This window comes from Bacillus sp. AFS029533 (genome assembly GCF_002585125.1).
Taxonomy (GTDB): Bacteria; Bacillota; Bacilli; order Bacillales; family Bacillaceae_G; genus Gottfriedia; species Gottfriedia luciferensis_B.
Map to the genome: position 1 here is coordinate 120,196 of NZ_NUQC01000006.1, position 19,424 is coordinate 139,619.

The 19,424-nt window shown below is 33.8% G+C and carries 17 protein-coding genes; 16 read left to right on the top strand and 1 reads right to left on the bottom strand.

Going from position 1 to position 19,424, the window contains the following annotated elements; all coding sequences use genetic code 11:
• The first annotated feature begins 76 nt into the window (after positions 1-76).
• Positions 77-457, top strand: a complete 381-nt coding sequence (locus COE53_RS03660) for a hypothetical protein (protein WP_069034908.1) — start codon at positions 77-79, stop codon at positions 455-457.
• A gap of 189 nt (positions 458-646) precedes the next feature.
• Entirely contained in the window at positions 647-1,111 is a 465-nt protein-coding gene (locus COE53_RS03665) for a VanZ family protein (RefSeq protein WP_175403523.1), read from the top strand.
• Between the two features lie 130 nt (positions 1,112-1,241).
• Here COE53_RS03665 and COE53_RS03670 read toward each other — a convergent pair whose 3' ends face one another.
• The gene (locus COE53_RS03670) at positions 1,242-2,678 is read right to left on the bottom strand and encodes an alanine/glycine:cation symporter family protein (protein ID WP_069034906.1); all 1,437 of its coding nucleotides are present in this window, start codon (positions 2,676-2,678) and stop codon (positions 1,242-1,244) included.
• Positions 2,679-2,966: 288 nt separating this feature from the next.
• On the opposite strand from COE53_RS03670, the gene COE53_RS03675 reads away from it, so the two are divergent.
• From COE53_RS03675 to cydD, 14 genes are all read left to right on the top strand, one after another.
• Positions 2,967-3,557, top strand: coding sequence for a TetR/AcrR family transcriptional regulator (locus tag COE53_RS03675; protein ID WP_069034905.1), 591 nt, complete (start codon positions 2,967-2,969; stop codon positions 3,555-3,557).
• A gap of 138 nt (positions 3,558-3,695) precedes the next feature.
• A complete protein-coding gene (locus COE53_RS03680) occupies positions 3,696-5,876 on the top strand; it encodes a YhgE/Pip domain-containing protein (RefSeq protein ID WP_084006985.1) in 2,181 nt (726 codons plus the stop codon).
• A 301-nt stretch (positions 5,877-6,177) separates the two neighbouring features.
• Positions 6,178-6,627: an Lrp/AsnC family transcriptional regulator gene (locus COE53_RS03685; RefSeq protein WP_069034904.1), complete on the top strand. Its 450-nt coding sequence runs from the start codon at positions 6,178-6,180 to the stop codon at positions 6,625-6,627.
• Between the two features lie 198 nt (positions 6,628-6,825).
• On the top strand, positions 6,826-7,767 hold the full coding sequence (gene nikB / locus COE53_RS03690; RefSeq protein WP_069034903.1) for a nickel ABC transporter permease: 942 nt from the start codon (positions 6,826-6,828) through the stop codon (positions 7,765-7,767).
• Between the two features lie 23 nt (positions 7,768-7,790).
• The gene (locus COE53_RS03695; protein ID WP_254664623.1) at positions 7,791-8,696 is read left to right on the top strand and encodes an ABC transporter permease; all 906 of its coding nucleotides are present in this window, start codon (positions 7,791-7,793) and stop codon (positions 8,694-8,696) included.
• A gap of 12 nt (positions 8,697-8,708) precedes the next feature.
• Entirely contained in the window at positions 8,709-10,229 is a 1,521-nt protein-coding gene (locus tag COE53_RS03700) for a glutathione ABC transporter substrate-binding protein (RefSeq protein ID WP_069034902.1), read from the top strand.
• Positions 10,230-10,237: 8 nt separating this feature from the next.
• On the top strand, positions 10,238-11,215 hold the full coding sequence (locus tag COE53_RS03705) for an ABC transporter ATP-binding protein (protein WP_069034901.1): 978 nt from the start codon (positions 10,238-10,240) through the stop codon (positions 11,213-11,215).
• Complete coding sequence (locus COE53_RS03710) at positions 11,212-12,195, top strand: ABC transporter ATP-binding protein (protein WP_069034900.1); 984 nt, start codon at positions 11,212-11,214, stop codon at positions 12,193-12,195. The genes COE53_RS03705 and COE53_RS03710 overlap by 4 nt, the downstream gene beginning before the upstream one ends.
• A 14-nt stretch (positions 12,196-12,209) precedes the next feature.
• Complete coding sequence (gene ggt, locus COE53_RS03715) at positions 12,210-13,820, top strand: gamma-glutamyltransferase (RefSeq protein WP_069034899.1); 1,611 nt, start codon at positions 12,210-12,212, stop codon at positions 13,818-13,820.
• A gap of 15 nt (positions 13,821-13,835) precedes the next feature.
• Positions 13,836-14,399 carry a chromate transporter gene (locus COE53_RS03720; RefSeq protein ID WP_069034998.1) on the top strand — a complete coding sequence of 188 codons (564 nt, stop codon included), beginning with the start codon at positions 13,836-13,838 and terminating at the stop codon, positions 14,397-14,399.
• Positions 14,396-14,926: a chromate transporter gene (locus COE53_RS03725; RefSeq protein WP_069034898.1), complete on the top strand. Its 531-nt coding sequence runs from the start codon at positions 14,396-14,398 to the stop codon at positions 14,924-14,926. The genes COE53_RS03720 and COE53_RS03725 overlap by 4 nt, the downstream gene beginning before the upstream one ends.
• A gap of 374 nt (positions 14,927-15,300) precedes the next feature.
• Positions 15,301-16,698: a cytochrome ubiquinol oxidase subunit I gene (locus COE53_RS03730; protein ID WP_098947473.1), complete on the top strand. Its 1,398-nt coding sequence runs from the start codon at positions 15,301-15,303 to the stop codon at positions 16,696-16,698.
• A complete protein-coding gene (cydB, locus tag COE53_RS03735) occupies positions 16,695-17,708 on the top strand; it encodes a cytochrome d ubiquinol oxidase subunit II (RefSeq protein ID WP_069034896.1) in 1,014 nt (337 codons plus the stop codon). Before COE53_RS03730 ends, cydB begins: the two co-directional genes overlap by 4 nt.
• A complete protein-coding gene (gene cydD / locus COE53_RS03740; protein WP_098947474.1) occupies positions 17,708-19,411 on the top strand; it encodes a thiol reductant ABC exporter subunit CydD in 1,704 nt (567 codons plus the stop codon). Before cydB ends, cydD begins: the two co-directional genes overlap by 1 nt.
• Positions 19,412-19,424 lie beyond the last annotated feature (13 nt).

Below are 19,424 nucleotides of genomic sequence, written 5' to 3' on the forward strand. Positions count from 1 at the left end.
TTTTATTAATTTCGATTTTAAATTGAAACTAATACTAAATTAATATAACAAAAAATATGAACAAGGAGTGTTGTGTATGAAAAAGAAAATTATTTGTTTAATCTGTTTGGCTCTTCCAATTTTCGCAAAATCTGTAGAATCAGCATCAGCGACTCAGAAGTATGATGGGAAACTAACAGGTTATTTAGAATCCAAAAATGCATTCAGTACTTCAAAAGGGTGGTTACATGTAAAACACAATCAATATAGCGCAAAGGGGAAATCAATAAAAATAACACCATTAAAGAAAAATATAATAGGAATATACTCACCTGTATTTAGTGCTTCACAAACAATTAAAGGAGATACTTCATTAACAAATCAAAAAGTAGTTAGTAATGGTCAGTATAAACTTTCATTTGAAGTTATTAAAGGAGCGGATAAATCGTATGTAGGTGTTAGAGGTGAATTTTGGTAAAGGAACTTAGCTTTTATGAAAAAAATTCTATATAATCTATCTACACTATTACTATCCACATTATTCGTATTATATGTAATGAGAGCATTTCTAGGAGAATTTATTTCAAGACTTATTCCATATGCAAACGTAATATTTGGATATAGCTTATTTGTGTGTCTAGTATTAATTTTTAATACGATGGTAAATATGATTTTATATTATGCGAAAAACAAAAAAATCTATATTAGTAAATTTGGTTTTGGAGTATTTTCACTTTCTTATATAGTTTTGTTAGTTTCAGTTCTTTTTTCAAGAAACTCATTAGGGAATAATTATACAAGCAATTATGTACCTTTTAAAACGATATTTGGATATATATTCGGCAAAGCTGACTTTATTTACATCTTCTCGAATATCGTGGGGAATATTATAATTTTTATCCCTCTAGGATGTATAGTTTATTATTATTTTTATAGAAAGATAAAAGTTTCTATTTGTATTTTTATTTTAATTTTATTTGTAATACTTATAGAATACCTACAAAAAAAGTATATTGTAGGAAGTTTTGATATTGATGATATACTATTAAATTCACTTGGGGTTTATTTAGGGATAAAAATTTTAGTAGGAGCAGGGGACAAAAAATCTAAAAATTATTTTGAAAAATGGTAGAAAGCTTAATAAAAGTTATTGTTTATGAATTAACTCCACTTTGTTGGTGGCTTTTTTTTGAACTTAAATAAAAAAATTATAAAAATAACCCCTCATCTTTAAAAGATGAAGGGTATTCGGTCAAAATATATTATCCAACGTCAACGTCTTTCTTAACGTCCTTCTCATCAACCCAAGCCTCTAACTGATCACGACCCGGTAAGTTATCGATTTTATCAGCAGAGAAAACTGGATCCAAACCTTGTTTCTTTTGTGAAACATAATCTTTTAATAAAGCCTTTACAATTTTTGCTAAACGCGTAATAGCGTAAAGATTAACTAGTACCATTAATCCCATGAAGATATCTGCTAAAGACCAAATTAATTCAGCGCTATATAATGCACCGAATAAAACCATTCCAATCACTGAAAAACGGTATACATAAATTGATGTTTTCGAATGCTTCATGAAGCTAATATTTGATTCACCGTAGTAATAGTTACCCATAATTGTACTTAATGCAAATAAGAATACTGAGATTGCAACGAATGTTGCAGCGAAGTCTCCAATACTTACACGTAAAGATTCCTGTGTTAAAGGAATACCAGATAGCTTAGATGTTTTATAAACGCCTGAAACTAATACGATCATTGCTGTAGACGAACAGATGATAAATGTATCAACAATTACACCTAATGCTTGAATAAAACCTTGTTTTACTGGGTGAGTTACGTCAGCCGTTGCAGCCGCGTTTGGAGCAGAACCCATACCAGCTTCGTTAGAGAATAATCCACGACGAATTCCGTGAAGTACTGCAGCACCCATTACACCGCCAAACATTTGTTTAAACGTAAAAATACCATCAGAGAAAATTGCACCAAAAACATTTGGTAAAATATCGAAATTTGAAATCATAACCCATAAAGCTAAAATAATATAAACCCCAGCTTTAATTGGTACTAAAACAGTTGAGAATTTTGCAACTCGATGTACGCCACCAAAAATAATTAGTGCTGTAATAACAGCTAGTACAATCGCAGTTGTTTTTGTATTTACACCAAATTCATTATTGATAGAAGCAGCAATCGTGTTTGCTTGTACTGCGTTAAAAATAAGACCAAAAGATAAAGTTATTAAAATACTAAAAATAACTCCAAGCTTTCGATTACCTAAAGCTTTTTCCATATAATAAGCAGGTCCGCCACGCCATGAAGAACCATCTCTCACTTTATATAGCTGAGCTAATGTACTTTCTACAAATGCTGAAGCTGAACCAATTAAAGCCATTAACCACATCCAAAAAACTGCACCAGGTCCACCTAATGCTACTGCTGTTGCAACACCGGCAATATTCCCCGTACCTATACGAGCAGCCATTCCGATCATAAATGCTTGTAATGATGAAACAGTTTTTTTGCTTTTGTCTCTGTTTCGACCATCAACAAATAATAATCGAATCATTTCAGGAAAGAATTTAAACTGAATAAATCCTAAATAAACCGTTAAAAATAGGCCGATTGCTACTAATAAAATAACAATTAATTTAGCCCATAGATAGTCGTTGAGTACTGAAACCAATTCCGTCATGAATCCAACTCCTTTGTAAGAATATTCGCGAAATTATTCGATAATTTCGACTACAAAGTGTAATGATAAATTATTCTGTTAACAAAGGCAACAATTTTTTAGTTTTTGTTGATTAAAAAAAGTTAATATTAAAAAAAGATTAAAAAAGTAAGTGTTCACTTACTTTTTGTTGACGAAATCCATTTCGGTTAATATACTAGAAAAGTAAATAAACACTTACTTTTTTGTATTATGCTAAAACGAAGTAATTGGTTTCCTTTTTAAAAACGGTTTTTAAGGAGGTAAGTAGTGAATAAGGGAGAAAGAACAAAACATCATATCTTAGAGAAGTCTATCCAACTTTTTGCGAAAAATGGTTATGATGGTACGACAATTAATCAAATTGCAAAGGAAAGTAAAATTTCCGAAGCGACGATTTATAAGTATTTTAAAAGCAAACTGGATGTATTGATTACTTGTGTGAAGCCTGATATACAAGACGTATGGATGGAAGAAGATTTTAGTAAACTCTCGATTGAAGAATTGCTTAGATTATATGTTGAGAAAAGGATTAAATGGGTGGAAATGAATCGAAATCAAATTGAGATCTTGATCAGTGAAACTTTACGACATCCGGAGTTATCAGAAATTTTCTTTCAACAGATTTATCGTAAAACACCAATTGAAGAAGAAATAGAGTCAAGAATGCTTGCAAAAGAAACGAATTTTCATTTAGAAATTCCGATACTAAGTTTAAGTATGATTACGACAATTATAGCGATTCTAAATCTACAAAAAAGTGTTCTAGATAAAGATCCAATGCATATTACAGATGACGCTATAAATAAAATGGTGCAATTAATTTTATTTGGATTAATAGGAAATAAAAATCCCGAATAAACATGAAAATGAGTTTAATGGGAGGATGGTTTAGTATGACCTTTTATTTTTTTATAAAAGGGAGTATTAAACTATTTAAATGTAATAAATTGACCAAAATACATATTTGGTCAATTGGTCTAAAAGGGGAGTGAGAATGTGTTTAAACAAGAATGGAAAAATATTTTAAAGAAGCCAATGACAATTGCAACAATCATTGCAATTGGTCTTGTACCAATGCTGTATTCATTAATTTTCTTATCAGCTTATTGGAATCCTTATAATAAAACAGAAAAGCTATCGGTGGCAGTTGTTAACAATGACAAGGGTACTGAGTTTAATGATAAAAAGCTTAATGTAGGGAAAGATTTTGTAGATGGTTTGAAAGATAATAACTCATTCAAATGGAAAGTTACTAGTAAAAAACAAGCAATGGAAGGATTAAATGATGAAAAATATTATTTAGTCATCGAATTGCCTTCTGATTTCTCTAAAAATGCCGCTACGTTATTAGACGAAAAACCGAAGAAAATGAAATTAAATTATTACACGAATGCGGGTAAAAACTATGTAGGCGCGCAAATTGGTACAAATGCAATGAAAGAAGTAAATGCTTCTATCTCAAAGGAAATTACAGAACAATATGCTAAAACAGTTTTTGATAATTTCAAAGATATTGGAGATGGCATGACAAAAGCATCTGATGGTGCTGGTAAAATCAATGATGGTGCAGCAAAAATAACAGATGGAACTGATGTTTTAAATAAAAATTTAAAAAAATTAAATGACAGCATGATCACATTTGAGAATGGAAGTACAAAACTGAAAAGTGGAGCGACACAATTATCAGATGGTATTAAACAATCCAAAGATGGTGCTAATAAATTAAATACTGGTTTAAATGCTCTTCTAGAAGGAACTGGTACATTAAAAGCTGGTTCAAGTGATTTAAATAATGGACTTTCGCAACTAGCTGAAGGTGGTAATAAAATCGAAGCTGGGTCTTCTAAGCTAGAAGCTGGAAGTAACCAATTAAATGCTGGACTAAAACAATCTTATGCTGGTGCAACCAAATTGCAAAAAAATGAAGCAGGATTTAATGAGAATCTTGGCGCTACTAATGATGCTCTTAAATCAATTGTTAATGGATTGCAGGATGGTTCTTTAAGTAAAGAAGATTTACAGAAATTAAAAGCAATCTCAAATAGCTTAGATCAACTTTCAAAAGGAAGTAATCAAATTAAAACTGGTGTTGATCAAATTGCAGCAGCACAAGGTCAATTATATGAAGGTTCGAATAATCTAGTTGCTGGACAAAAAGAATTAAATACAAATTTAAGTTTATTTAATAGTAAATTGCAAGAAGCATCTAATGGAGCAAATCAATTAGCTCAAGGAAGTAATGATTTATACAATGGTACAAAGGAATTAAGTGAAGGAAGTTCGTTACTTTCATTTGGCCTAGGTAAATTAAATACAGGTGGGGACCAATTAGTCCAAGGGATCAATCAATTAAATGATGGTTCTAAACAACTATCTGATGGAACGAATAAGTTATATGATGGTTCTGGAGACTTATTAAAAGGAGCAACAGATTTAACAAAAGGAACAACTGAACTTCATAAATCCCTGAAAGATGGTGGAGATGAAGTAAATAAAGTTAAAACAAGTGATGAAACTGATAAATTCTTTGCAGAACCAACAGAGCTAGTTTCTCATAAATTGAATAATGTAAAAGAATATGGTGTAGGATTAACACCTTATATATTATCTATTGGACTATTTGCTGGTGGGTTAATGTTCACTTCAGTTTATCCAATGAGAAAGAATTCTATTGCTCCGACTACTGGTTTAGCTTGGTTCTTTAGTAAATATAGTGTTTTAATCTTCGTGGGAATCATGCAATCAATCGTAGCAGATCTGGTTTTAATTTACGGTATGGGGCTTGACGTGAAAAACGTGTGGTTATTCGTAGTGTTTACAATTATCACTAGCTTGACTTTCTATTCATTAATACAATTCTTAACTGTTACATTAGGAAATATAGGGCAATATTTAGTATTTGTTATGATGTTATTACAAATTGGTGGAACTTCAGGTACTTTCCCAATTTCATTAACACCAACATTTTTCCAAACGATTCATCCATATTTACCTATGACTTATGCGATAAAAGGATTCAGAGAATTAATCTCTAGTTCTGTTAGCAAAGGGTTTGTATGGGATCAAGTCTACTATTTATGTGGATTTGCAGCGTTATTCATTATCCTAACAAATGTAACTTTTGCAGTTCGTGTTAAATTATCAAAGAAAAAACAATTAAGTGAAATTGAGGTTTAAAGCGATAAAATAATAAAAAGGATTGAAGTCTAATAAAAAAAGATTTCAATCCTTTTTTACTATTAGTGAAATAAAAATCCAGTATCTTTAGGTCAATCTTTTATTGTAAAATTAGTAATGGAATATGGGAATAATGAAGGGAAATGTATAGAATCCCTTTACATTGTAAGGGAATTATCGTTAAAATTTTAACGTGGTTAATCTGATATTCGTACATCATGAGCGCTTAATACTTTCTATTTTACTATAAAATATAAAAAAATAAGGAAGCGTTTTCATTTAATAGAAAAGTGGTGAATAAATGAAACTAACTGACATCGATAAAAAAATTCTAGAGATGCTCACAAAAAATGGTCGAATGTCATACGCCGATATTGGAAAAGAACTTAATTTATCAAGAGTTTCGATCCGTGAACGTGTGAACCAATTAATAAAAAACGGGGTTATTGAGAGATTCTCAGTAGTTATTAATTCAGAAAAAATAGGTAAAGGTGTATCTGCATTCTTTGAAGTAGATTGTGAACCAGCTTATTTAGTAGTCGTAGCCGAAGCACTTGCAGATAATCCTGTTGTAGCGAGTTGTTATCAAATGACAGGTCCAAGCACTTTACATATGCATGTATTAGTTGATGACTTTGTCAGCTTAGAACAATTTATAAATAATGAATTATATGCTTTAGAAGGAATAACAAGGGTAGAAAGTCATATTTTATTACGAAGATTTAAGAGTAGAAATGGCTTAAAATTATAGTTGTCATGGCGAGGGATTGGTAATCCCTCGTCTTTTTTTACTATTTTTTGTAAAAATTCATAAAATTATAGAATATTCTGTCTACCGGGGGTATAATCGGAAATAATTAAAATTTACATTGTTAGGTTATACGGTGATTAAGGTTAACAAACGTATGTAATTTTAGTTAATATACTTACAAGTGGAGTAGGTGGAAAGATGGCGTCACTCATATTAAGAAGGTTGTTTCAATTGTTTTTATTATTGCTAGGTATCTCCTTTTTAGTCTTTGCTTCTATGCATTTAGCACCTGGTGACCCAGCTGCAATCATTGGCGGACCTACAGCAACAAAAGCTGATTTAAATGCCATCCGAGAAAGTTTGGGACTGAACGACTCGTTTTTTGTCCAATATTGGCATTATTTATCAGGCGTATTACATGGGGATTTAGGATATTCCTTTCAAACGAAACAGTCGGTTGCAGAGGCAATTTCAATCCGTTTTCCTAATACTTTAAGTTTAGCAATCGCGAGCATGGTAGTAGCAGTAATAATCGGGGTAATAACTGGAATTGTCTCTGCACTTAAGCAAAACTCGTGGATGGATGTATCAAGTACAATAATAGCCCTTGCAGGTATTTCAGTACCTAATTTTTGGCTAGGTGCCATCCTTATTCTTATTTTCGGAGTTAATCTACAAATTCTTCCCGTTGGAGGACTCGATTCACCAATTTGGACGGTAGAAGGATTTAAGCAAATCATTTTACCTTCCATTGCACTTGGAACTGCCTCGGCTGCAATGATTGCAAGAATGAGTCGTTCATCTATGTTAGAGGTAATTCGAGCTGATTACATACGAACTGCAAGAGCGAAAGGTGTAAAAGAAAAATCAATTGTTTGGATTCATGCTTTAAAAAACTCGATGATTCCAGTCATAACTGTTATTGGTTTAAACTTCGGATTTCTTCTTGGAGGAACAATCATTACAGAACAAGTATTTGCGATTAACGGTGTCGGCAGACTTATGATCGATGCAATTGCAGCTAGAGATTTTCCAATGGTTCAAGGGGCAGTATTACTTGTAGCATCTTTGTTTGTAATCGTGAATTTACTTGTTGATATTTTATATGTATTTATCGATCCGAGAATTAGCTACGATTAATCGGCTAGAAGGGAGGAAGGATTTTGTCTACAGAAGTTGTCATTAATAATATAAGTGCAAAGCAAGCTAGTACAAAAAAGAAAGAAAAATTTATTATCCAAACGTTTAAACGTTTAATCAAAAATAGATTAGCTGTTTTTGGATTAATCATTATTATTTTACAAATTTTAATGGCATTATTTGCACCACTAATTACGATCCACGATCCGATTAAACAAAATTTAGCATCAACAGAACTGCCATTATTCTCAAGTGGACATTGGTTAGGTACAGATAATTATGGTCGAGATATGTGGAGCCGAATTGTATTCGGATCAAGAGTATCACTCGTTGTTGGATTCAGTGCAGTGATTCTTGGTTTAATTGGTGGTATTACAATAGGCATGCTAGCTGGCTATTTTTCAAAACTAGATGGCTTGCTTATGAGAATAGTAGATTTATTATTTGCTTTTCCTGGAATTTTACTAGCCATGCTAATTATCGCAATTCTTGGGACAAGTCTAGTAAATGTAGCAGTTGCGATTAGTATTTGGTCCATTCCTTCATGTGCAAGAATTGTTCGTGGTTCGGTTTTATCTATTAAGAAGCAAGAATACATACAAGCAATGAAGACTTTAGGTGCAAGTAATTTAAGAATTATGGTGAAGCATATTTTACCAAACTGTATGGCACCAATCATAGTTTTTGCCACAATGAGAATGGCTACTGCTATTTTATCAACGGCATCATTAAGTTATTTAGGTCTTGGTGCACAACCACCAACAGCCGAATGGGGATCAATGATCTCCGGGGGGCAAGATTATATGTTTTCTTCCCCACATATGACAATCGTACCAGGGATCGCAATTATGCTGATCGTTTTCTCTTTTAATGTCGTAGGTGATGGATTAAGAGATGCTTTAGATCCAAATATGAATATTAATGACTGAGGAGATGGGTAAATGAAAAAATGGATGGTTATCATAATTAGTGCAATTCTACTTCTTGCTGGATGTTCTAGTAAAACAACTGGATCAAATAGCGCTAATGTTTCGCAAGAACTTACATATGCTTCAACATCAGATGTAGTAGGTTTGTCACCAATCTTAACAAATGATTCTGTATCAGCTAATGTCATCATGCAAGTTTATGAAACTTTATTTAAAAGAAATCCAAAAACAATGGAAATCGAACCTTTATTAGCAGAATCTTATACGAATCCAGATGATAAAACTTGGGAAATTACATTAAAAAAAGGGGTTAAGTTTCAAGACGGAACAGATTTTAACGCAGAAGCAGTAAAATACACATTTGATAAATTCCGTGATCCAAAAACTGCTGCTCCTCGTGCTTCATTATTAGAACCAATTCAATCAGTTAATGTAATTGATGATTATAAAGTAGAAATTAAAACGAAATATCCATATGGACCACTATTAGCTGCACTTGCTCATACTGCTGCTTCAATCGTAAGCCCTGAGGCAGATAAAAATAGTGATTTAATGAAAACACCTGTAGGAACTGGGCCATTTAAGTTTGTTAGCTGGACACCTGGTGACCAAATCGTTCTTGAGGCAAACAAAGATTATTGGAATGGTGCACCTAAATTGAAAAAGGTTACTTTTAAAGTAGTACCTGAAGTTTCCACAGCAATTTCAATGCTACAAACAGGAAAAGTACAATTTATTGATGCTCTTCCATCTGAACAAATTAAGCGTCTAGAATCAATTAAAAATGTAAAAGTGACAAAAGCAGAAGGAACACCTGTTTATTATTTAGGATTTAACATGAAAAAAGCACCAATGAATAATTTAGCATTCCGTCAAGCAGTAGCTTATGGATTAGATCGTAAAGCATATATTAATCAGCTAAATGGATTAGGTGTAGAAGGTAATAGTGTAATTGGACCAAAAGTTTTCGGATATGATCAATCTGAAGAAAAAGTGGGCTATTCTTATGATTTAGAAAAAGCTAAAAAGCTGATTAAAGATAATGGATTTGAAGGAAAAGAAGTAAAGATGCTAGTACCAAATCGAGATATGTATATGAAAATGGCTGAAATTGCTCAATCTCAAATGACGGAAATTGGTCTGAAAGTTAAGCTTGAAACGATGGAATGGGGAACTTTCTTAGATGCAGCAACGAAAGGTCAATACGATGTAACGTTCTTAGGATGGGCAAATAGTACAGCGGATGGTAGTGAATTATTATATCCAAACTTCCACTCAGACAACGTTGGATCATCAAACCGAATTTCATATAGTAATAAGCAATTTGATCAGTTAGTTAATGAATCTCGTCAAACGATTGACCAAAATGCACGAAAAGAAAAATTAAAAGAAGCAAATGAATTATTAGTAAAAGATGCTCCTGTAATCGTTATGAATCAAGGTGTAGTAACATCTGCCGTTGATCAATCGGTGAAAGGTATTGAAATTGATCCTACTGGCCAATGGTCATTATACAACGTACACAGAGAGTAGGTAATAGTATGTCAACAGAGCTTCTATCTGTAAATAATTTAGTAACAACGTTTCGAACAGCTGATGGAGAAATCCCGGCTGTTCGAAACATATCCTTTTCAGTTAATAAAAGTGAAACCTTATGTATAGTTGGCGAATCAGGTTGCGGAAAAAGTATTACTTCATTATCTATTATGGGATTATTGCCAAGTAATGGATCAATAAAAAGCGGTTCAATTCAATTAGAAGGAACTGATTTAACTAAGTTAACAACTGATGAATTAAGAAAAATAAGAGGCAATAAAATATCGATGATTTTTCAAGAGCCGATGACTGCATTAAACCCGGTAATCACAATTGGTTATCAGCTACGCGAGCCACTTATGATCCACCAAAAGCTTTCTAAACAAGAAGCAAATCAAAAGGGAATTGAACTCTTAAAGCAAGTCGGGATTCCATATCCTGAAAAAAGAATGACTCAATATCCCCATGAGTTAAGTGGTGGGATGAGGCAAAGGGTTATGATTGCTATTTCATTAGCTTGTACACCTGGACTCTTAATTGCAGATGAGCCAACGACTGCACTTGATGTTACGATTCAATCTCAAATATTAGATTTAATCCATGAGCTACAAGAACAACTCGGAATGGGTGTCATCATGGTTACACATGATATGGGAGTCGTAGCTGAAATTGCTGATAAAGTGATGGTTATGTATGCAGGAGAAAAGATAGAAGAAGGTCCAGTTGAAGAGATTTTTAATCATCCAAGTCATCCATATACTAGGGGATTATTAAGCTCTGTACCAAATGTAGATGATCCCGATTTTGAATTAGAAGCAATCCCAGGTTCGACACCGAGCCTAAATGAACAAATAACTGGCTGCCGTTTTCATCCACGTTGTGAACATGCATTAGCACGTTGCAAAGTTGAAGTCCCTAAAGAATTTAAAATAAAGGATGGACACACAGTTAAATGTTGGCTTAGTGAGGAGGATGCGATATGACTCTAACAAAAAGTAAATCTTTATTAGAGCTACGAAATGTTAAAAAATATTATCCGATTCGTGGAGGCTTATTAAAAAAAGTTCAAGGTCACGTCAAAGCAGTTGAAGAAGTAAGTTTAACATTATTAGAAGGTGAAAGTTTAGGTGTTGTAGGTGAATCAGGTTGCGGTAAATCTACATTGGGAAAAACGATTTTAGGACTTGAAGAAATTACTGACGGAAAAGTATTTTTTAAAGATACAGAAATCCAACATTTATCCAATAAGAGTCGAAATGATTTTAAGAAAGAAATGCAAATGATTTTCCAGGATCCATATGCTTCATTAAATCCAAGACAGAGAATTGGAGATGCCTTGGAAGAGGTATTTGTCATCCATACGAATCTATCAAAACAAGAACGAAAAGAGAAAGTAATCGGTTTACTTCGTGAGGTAGGTTTAAATGAAGATCATTATGATCGATATCCTCATGAATTTAGTGGTGGACAGCGTCAACGAATAGGAATTGCACGAGCGATTGCGCTTAACCCATCGTTAATTATTTGTGACGAGGCAGTTTCAGCACTTGATGTGTCTGTACAAGCACAAGTATTAAAACTATTAAAATCATTACAAGCAAAATATAATCTAACTTATTTATTTATCTCGCATGATTTAGGAGTTGTACGATATTTCTGTGATCGAGTTTTAGTAATGTACTTAGGAAATACAGTTGAGCTTGCTCCTGCTGACAAGCTATATAATAACCCACTACATCCTTATACAAAGGCGTTACTATCTGCGATTCCACGTCCAAAGGTAGGAAAAAGATCTGAGAAAATTCGTTTGACAGGAGAAATTCCAAATCCAGCAAACCCACCTTCAGGTTGTACATTCCGTACTCGTTGTCCACTAGCAACAGAGCTTTGTGGGCAAGTAAAACCAGAGTGGAAGGAAATTGAAGAAAATCATTTTGTTGCATGTCACCATGTAGATGCTTAAAGGAGAAGATACAGATGCAGTTTGATCATTTAAATAACCCATATTCAGCACAACGCCATACGACATTTGGAAAAAATGGAATGGTAGCTACTTCACAACCTTTAGCGGCGCAAGCGGGGTTAGATATTTTAAAAAAAGGTGGTAACGCAATCGATGCTGCAATCGCCACAGCTGCTGCTTTAACGGTAGTTGAACCAACTTCAAATGGTATTGGTGGAGACGCCTTTGCACTAGTTTGGGTAAATGGGGAACTACATGGGTTAAACGGTAGTGGTCCTGCTCCAAAATCAATTTCGATTGAAAAGCTAAAAGAACAAGGACTTGAAAAGATGCCAACTCATGGGGTTATTCCAGTTACAGTGCCTGGAGTACCTGCTGCATGGGCTGCATTATCAAAACGTTTTGGTAAATTACCATTAGAAGAGGTTTTACAACCGGCTATTACGCTTGCAGAAGAAGGCTTCCCACTTTCGCCGATTTTAGGGAAGTTTTGGAATATAGCATACGAAAAGTTTAAAAAGCAATTTACTTCACCTGAATTTGATGAGTGGTTCAAAACATTCGCTCCAAATGATCGTGCACCAGAGATTGGCGAACTGTGGTCATCAAAAGCACATGCAGAAACATTACGTGAAATCGGTGCAACCAATGCTGAGAGTTTTTATCGCGGTAACTTGGCAGAAAAAATCGTTTCCTTTATGAAAGAACATAACGGATACCTTAGTTCAGAGGACTTAAGTGAATATAAAGTAGAATGGGTGAACCCAATCTCGACAAATTATCGTGGATACGATGTTTGGGAAATTCCGCCGAATGGGCAAGGTTTGGTAGCTTTAATGACATTAAACATTGCAAAAGGTTTTAACTTTTCTACAAAAGATGATGTCGATACATATCATAAGCAAATAGAGGCTATGAAACTAGCTTTTACTGATGGAAAATCGTTTATTACAGATTCTGAGCATATGGACATTAATATAGATGAGCTATTATCAGAAGAATATGCAGGGTCACGACGAGAATTAATTTGTGAAAAAGCAATAGAGCCAGAAAACTATACTCCTCCAAAAGGTGGCACAGTTTATTTAGCGACTGCTGATGGCGAGGGGAATATGGTTTCCTTTATTCAAAGTAACTATATGGGATTTGGTTCAGGGATCGTAATTCCTGATACAGGAATTGCTCTTCAAAATAGAGGTCATGATTTTACTTTAAATCCGGAGCATTCTAATGCACTTAAGCCTGGTAAAAGAACATATCACACAATAATTCCAGGATTTTTAACAAAAGATGGTGAAGCGGTAGGACCATTTGGCGTAATGGGAGGATATATGCAGCCACAAGGTCATGCACAGGTTGTGATGAATACTGTGGATTTCCACTTAAATCCTCAAAGTACATTAGATGCACCTAGATGGCAGTGGATGGAAGGAAAAAAAGTGGTCGTAGAACCGCATTTTCCAAATCACCTTGCCCAGGCACTCGCAAGAAAAGGCCATCAAATTCAAGTGGCTACAGATTGTAGTAGTTTCGGAAGGGGTCAAATTATTTGGCGCAATCCTAAGACTGGGGTGCTAATGGGGGGAACAGAATCTAGAACAGATGGCGCAATTGCAGTTTGGTAAAGGAATGATTCAATGATAAATCAATGGAAACTTTTTTTAGCTTTTTTTAGAGTAGGAATGCTAGGTTACGGAGGAGGTCCTTCTTCTATACCACTAATCCACACTGAGGTTGTCGACAAGTATAAATGGCTAAATAAAGATGACTTTTCAGATGTACTAGCAATCGCAAATGCTCTTCCAGGACCAATCGCAACAAAGCTTGCAGGATATGTAGGTTGGAGAACAGGTGGCGTAGTAGGTATGTTAAATGCCATCATCGCAACAACTCTACCGACTGTTTTCCTACTTATGCTACTATTATCAACACTAAATCACTTTAAAGGTGTTGCCTGGGTACAAGGCATGTCGAATGCAGTTGTTCCAGTAGTGGGAGTAATGTTAGCAACTTTAACATGGGAATTTATTGAGAAATCGAAAGAATCTCTTGGCTGGAAAATCACTAGTTTGATCGTGGTTGCTAGTTTTATCCTTTTATACTTTTTAAATGTACATCCTGCTATCTTAATTGGATGTTTAGTTGGATATGCCTTTTTCTCTAAAAGCAAAAATGAAAAGAAGAAGAAGGTGAAGGCATCATGATTTATTGGAAAATATTTTTAGCATTTTTCTTACCAGGTATATTCGGATACGGAGGAGGACCAGCTTCGATCCCTCTTATTGAAAATGAAGTTGTTGATAAGTATGGATGGTTAACTTCAGTTGAATTTAGTAACGTACTTGCACTGGGCAATGCCCTCCCAGGACCGATTGCTACAAAGATGGCTGGATATATCGGATATGTTGAGGGAGGCGTATTTGGCTCCTTTGTCGGATTATTCGCATCAATCGCACCCTCTCTAATCTTGATGATTGCTTTATTAAGTATATTAATGAAGCATAAAAATTCACCAAAAGTCAAAAAGATGACTTCACTAGTTAGGCCTTTAATCGCCGTTTTACTTGGCATTATGGCCTTTGACTTTTTTAACGATTCATATAATGGGGTAGGTGTAACACAAACAATTATTATTAGCGTACTTTCCCTGTTATTTTTAGAACGTTGGAAAATTCACCCTGCATATGTAATTGGAGGGGCACTTGTTTATGGTGCAGTATTTTTATCTTAATTAATGAACTGCCTTTTTGTTTAACCAGAACATTATTGAAAAAATGCCAATATGGTGTTGTTTTCAATAATGTTTTTTTCGTTTAATCACCTCAAAGCTAAGGAATAAAAAAGTGACGATTATTTTATCATAAAAAATTAACTTAAACAGTAATTGTGAATCATGTCACAAAATAGACAATTTATAGACACGATTTAGACAAATAAGATTAAGTCAAAAACCCCTTTGGAAAAGTAAACTATAAGTAACAGGAGTACCATTGAGTGGTTCTCTAAAATTTACTTAATGAATTATTTGTGAAAAAATGTTCAAAGTTTTGCTCGGACTTAATGAAAATTTTTTTGAAATGATTTTTATCCTAAGGGGGATGTACTGTGAGTGGATTAGAGCTTGCAAGAATACAATTTGGTTCGACTACAATTTTCCATTTTTTATTTGTGCCACTTTCAATAGGTTTAGTATTTATGGTTGCAATTATGGAAACATTGTATGTTTTTCGAAATAACGAGGCTTATAAAAAGTTAACAAAATTCTTTGGGCACTTATTTTTAATTAATTTTGCGGTTGGTGTTGTGACAGGTATTATCCAGGAGTTTCAGTTCGGTATGAACTGGTCTGAATATTCCCGTTTTGTAGGGGATGTATTTGGAGCACCACTTGCAATTGAAGCACTTTTAGCATTTTTTATGGAGTCTACATTTTTAGGAATTTGGATATTTGGTTGGGAAAAACTTAATAAAAAAATTCATTTAATGTGCATTTGGTTAGTTGCTTTCGGAACTGTAATGTCTGCGTTTTGGATTTTAGCAGCCAATTCTTTCATGCAGGAGCCAGTAGGCTTTGCGATTAAAAATGGTCGTGCAGAAATGACCGACTTCTTAGCAATCATAACAAATCCACAGCTTAAAGTTGAGTTTCCTCACACAATTGCTGGGGCATTAGCAACTGGAGCATTATTTGTTGCTGGTGTAAGTGCGTATAAAATCTTAAAAAAACAGGAAACGGAATTATTTAAAAAAGCGTTTAATCTTGCAATGGTGTTCGCACTAATTGCAGGAATTGGTGTTGCATTTAGTGGACATTCTCAAGCGAAGCATTTAATGAAAACACAGCCGATGAAAATGGCTGCAAGTGAAGGTCTATGGAAAGACAGCGGTGACCCTGCAAGTTGGATGGTCTTTGGTCTAATTGATTCAAAAAAGAAAGAAAATAAATACGAGGTAGAAGTACCATATTTATTAAGTTATCTAGCTTATGAGAAGTTTGAAGGTAAAGTACCTGGTATGAATACGTTACAAAAGCAATACGAGAAATTATATGGTCCTGGAAATTATATTCCACCAGTTAATACAACCTTCTGGAGCTTTAGAATTATGGCAGGAGCAGGAATGGTTATGATTTTAATGTCGATGCTAGGTTTATATTTTAGCTATCGTAAAAAATTAGAATCAAAAAATCTATTTTTAAAGGCATCAATTTTATTAATTTCTTTACCGTTCATTGCAAATACAGCTGGATGGGTTATGACGGAAATAGGACGCCAACCATGGACTGTATTTGGTTTAATGACTACTGCTGCATCTGTATCACCAAATGTTTCAAAAGGATCACTAATTTTTTCAATCACAACTTTTACAACAATGTATGCAATTTTAGCAGCTGTTTTAGTTTACTTGTTTGTGAAAGAAATTAAAAAAGGAACACACCATGATGTTGAAACTGAAAAAGTTCCTACGGTCGATCCGTTTGAAAGGGAGGCTACCATTGTATGATTGAGTTAAATGAATTATGGTTTTTACTTGTAGCAGTTTTATTTATTGGGTTTTTCTTCTTAGAAGGCTTCGATTTTGGTGTAGGTATATCTACAAAGCTACTAGCCAAAAATGATACTGAAAGAAGAATTTTAATAAATACAATTGGACCGTTTTGGGACGCAAATGAAGTATGGTTATTAACGGCAGGTGGAGCAATATTTGCAGCATTCCCAAATTGGTATGCAACGATGTTTAGTGGATACTATATTCCGTTTGTATTTGTACTAATGGCATTAATCGGACGTGGTGTTGCATTTGAATTTAGAGGAAAAGTTGAAAGTTCCAAATGGGCAAAAGCTTGGGATTGGGTAATTTTCTTCGGTAGTTTATTACCACCATTTTTATTCGGAGTCTTATTCTCAAGTATCCTTAGAGGAATGCCAATCGATAAAAATATGAATATCTCTGCTGGTTTTACAGATTATGTAAATTTATTCACAGTAGTAGGCGGTGTAACGGTAACATTACTATGCCTGTTACACGGATTAATGTTTTTAACTTTAAAAACGGTTGGAGAATTAAGAAACCGTGCACGTTCTCTAGCACGTATGGTGATCATACCAGTATTCCTTTTCTTAGTTGCATTTACTGGCATGGCATTTTTTGAAACGGATATGTTTAAAGTAAAAGCACAAATAACAGTTCCGCTAATTTTATTAATCGTAGTAAGTTATATTCTTGCTACAATATTCATTTTTAAGAAAAGAGATGGCTGGTCATTTACGATGACAGGACTTGGGATTGTACTAACAGTCGGGACAATGTTTACATCTCTGTTCCCAAGAGTCATGATTAGTTCTATCAAAAGTACGTATGATTTAACTGTTTATAATGCTTCATCTGGTCCTTATTCGTTAAAAGTAATGACAATAGTTGCATGTACATTATTACCATTCGTATTAGGTTACCAAATTTGGAGTTATTATGTGTTTAGAAAAAGAGTGGATGAGAAGGATTTGACTTATTAATGGGAAAAGATCTTATTAAATATAAAGGGATAAATCGTTTATTAATGATCCTATCTTTTTTAACAATTATACAAGTAACGGCAATTATTATTCAGGCATATATGCTTTCACAAGCTATTGTCAGATTGTTCAATGGAAAAAATAGTAGCGATATTTTATACGCTACTATTTTCTTCATCCTTGCATTTATCTGTCGTTATATTATTTCGACTATAAAGCAGAAATGTTCAGAGCATTTTGCAGATATTGCTTCATCCGAAATGAAAATGAAAGTTTTAGAAAAGCTTTTTAAACTTGGACCTAGATTTGCAAGGAAATCAGGTACAGGTAATATTGTAACGCTTATTATGGAAGGAACTACACAACTAAGAAATTACCTAGAAATTGTTCCAATGAAAATGATTAACTTAGCAATTGTCTCACCAGTAATCGTAATCTATATTTTCTTTGTTGATAAGGTTTCTGCACTAATACTAATCGTAACATTTCCAATCATTATTATTTTTATGATTTTACTCGGTTTGGCAGCTAAAAAGAAATCAAATAAACAATGGAAGGCTTACCGTATATTATCGAACCATTTTACTGATTCATTACGTGGTCTGGAAACATTAAAATTTTTAGGATTAAGTAGAAAACATATTAAAAAGATAGAAAGTGTAAGTGAAAGATACAGAGAAGCAACGATGGGCACATTAAAAGTAGCTTTTTTATCATCCTTTGCACTAGATTTATTCACAATGCTATCAATCGCTACAGTTGCAGTTTTTTTAGGACTTCGTTTGATTGACGGAGTAATTTTATTAGGCCCAGCTCTAACAATTTTAATTTTAGCTCCTGAATATTTCTTACCTGTTCGAGAGGTTGGAGCAGATTATCATGCTACATTAAATGGTCAAGAAGCTGGTAAAGCAATGCAGGATATTTTAGATGAGCAAGAATTTAAGGTTCAAGAAATTGCCCCGATCTCAGATTGGAATCATGCTAGCGAAATTAAGTTTAATGATATATCAGTAAAACCCGAAAAAGATGGTCAAACGATCTTAAAGAAAATAGATATGAGTATTAAAGGGTTTCATAAAATCGGGATTGTTGGAGAAAGTGGTTCTGGTAAGTCGACGCTTATTGATTTAATAGGTGGATTTTTAGAGCCAGCAAACGGGACTATCCATATTTCTGGTGAAGAGGTTTCACATCTGCAAATACAAGATTGGCATAAACAGTTAATCTATATTCCACAAAGTCCTTATATTTTCTCAAAATCATTAAATGATAATATAAGCTTCTATAAACCTAATGCTACTACAGAAGAAATTGAAAATGCAGCTGTTCAAGCTGGATTAACATCTTTAATAGAAGAATTACCAAAAGGATTAGAAGAAAAAATAGGTGAAGGTGGAAGAGCGTTAAGCGGGGGGCAAAGTCAACGCGTCGCGCTCGCTAGAGCTTATCTAGAAAATCGTCCGATCCTTTTGTTAGACGAACCTACTAGTCATCTTGATATTGAAACTGAGTTTGAATTAAAACAAACAATGCTGCAGTTATTCTCTGGTAAATTAGTGTTTTTGGCTACACATCGCTTACATTGGATGAAAGAAATGGATCAAATTATTGTGATGAATGAAGGTAGCATCATTGAAGTAGGTACCCATGAAGAACTATTAATGAAAAAGGGTCATTATTATCGATTAATTCATAGTTAGAAGGTTAATATAT

Coding starts and splice junctions, on each gene's coding strand:
- cydB (WP_069034896.1), top strand. CDS start 16,695: ATGATTGAGTTAAATGAATTATGGTTTTTACTTGTAGCAGTTTTATTT.
- COE53_RS03705 (WP_069034901.1), top strand. CDS start 10,238: ATGTCAACAGAGCTTCTATCTGTAAATAATTTAGTAACAACGTTTCGA.
- cydD (WP_098947474.1), top strand. CDS start 17,708: ATGGGAAAAGATCTTATTAAATATAAAGGGATAAATCGTTTATTAATG.
- COE53_RS03670 (WP_069034906.1), bottom strand. CDS start 2,678: ATGACGGAATTGGTTTCAGTACTCAACGACTATCTATGGGCTAAATTA.
- COE53_RS03660 (WP_069034908.1), top strand. CDS start 77: ATGAAAAAGAAAATTATTTGTTTAATCTGTTTGGCTCTTCCAATTTTC.
- COE53_RS03710 (WP_069034900.1), top strand. CDS start 11,212: ATGACTCTAACAAAAAGTAAATCTTTATTAGAGCTACGAAATGTTAAA.
- COE53_RS03725 (WP_069034898.1), top strand. CDS start 14,396: ATGATTTATTGGAAAATATTTTTAGCATTTTTCTTACCAGGTATATTC.
- COE53_RS03665 (WP_175403523.1), top strand. CDS start 647: ATGATTTTATATTATGCGAAAAACAAAAAAATCTATATTAGTAAATTT.
- ggt (WP_069034899.1), top strand. CDS start 12,210: ATGCAGTTTGATCATTTAAATAACCCATATTCAGCACAACGCCATACG.
- nikB (WP_069034903.1), top strand. CDS start 6,826: ATGGCGTCACTCATATTAAGAAGGTTGTTTCAATTGTTTTTATTATTG.
- COE53_RS03685 (WP_069034904.1), top strand. CDS start 6,178: ATGAAACTAACTGACATCGATAAAAAAATTCTAGAGATGCTCACAAAA.
- COE53_RS03700 (WP_069034902.1), top strand. CDS start 8,709: ATGAAAAAATGGATGGTTATCATAATTAGTGCAATTCTACTTCTTGCT.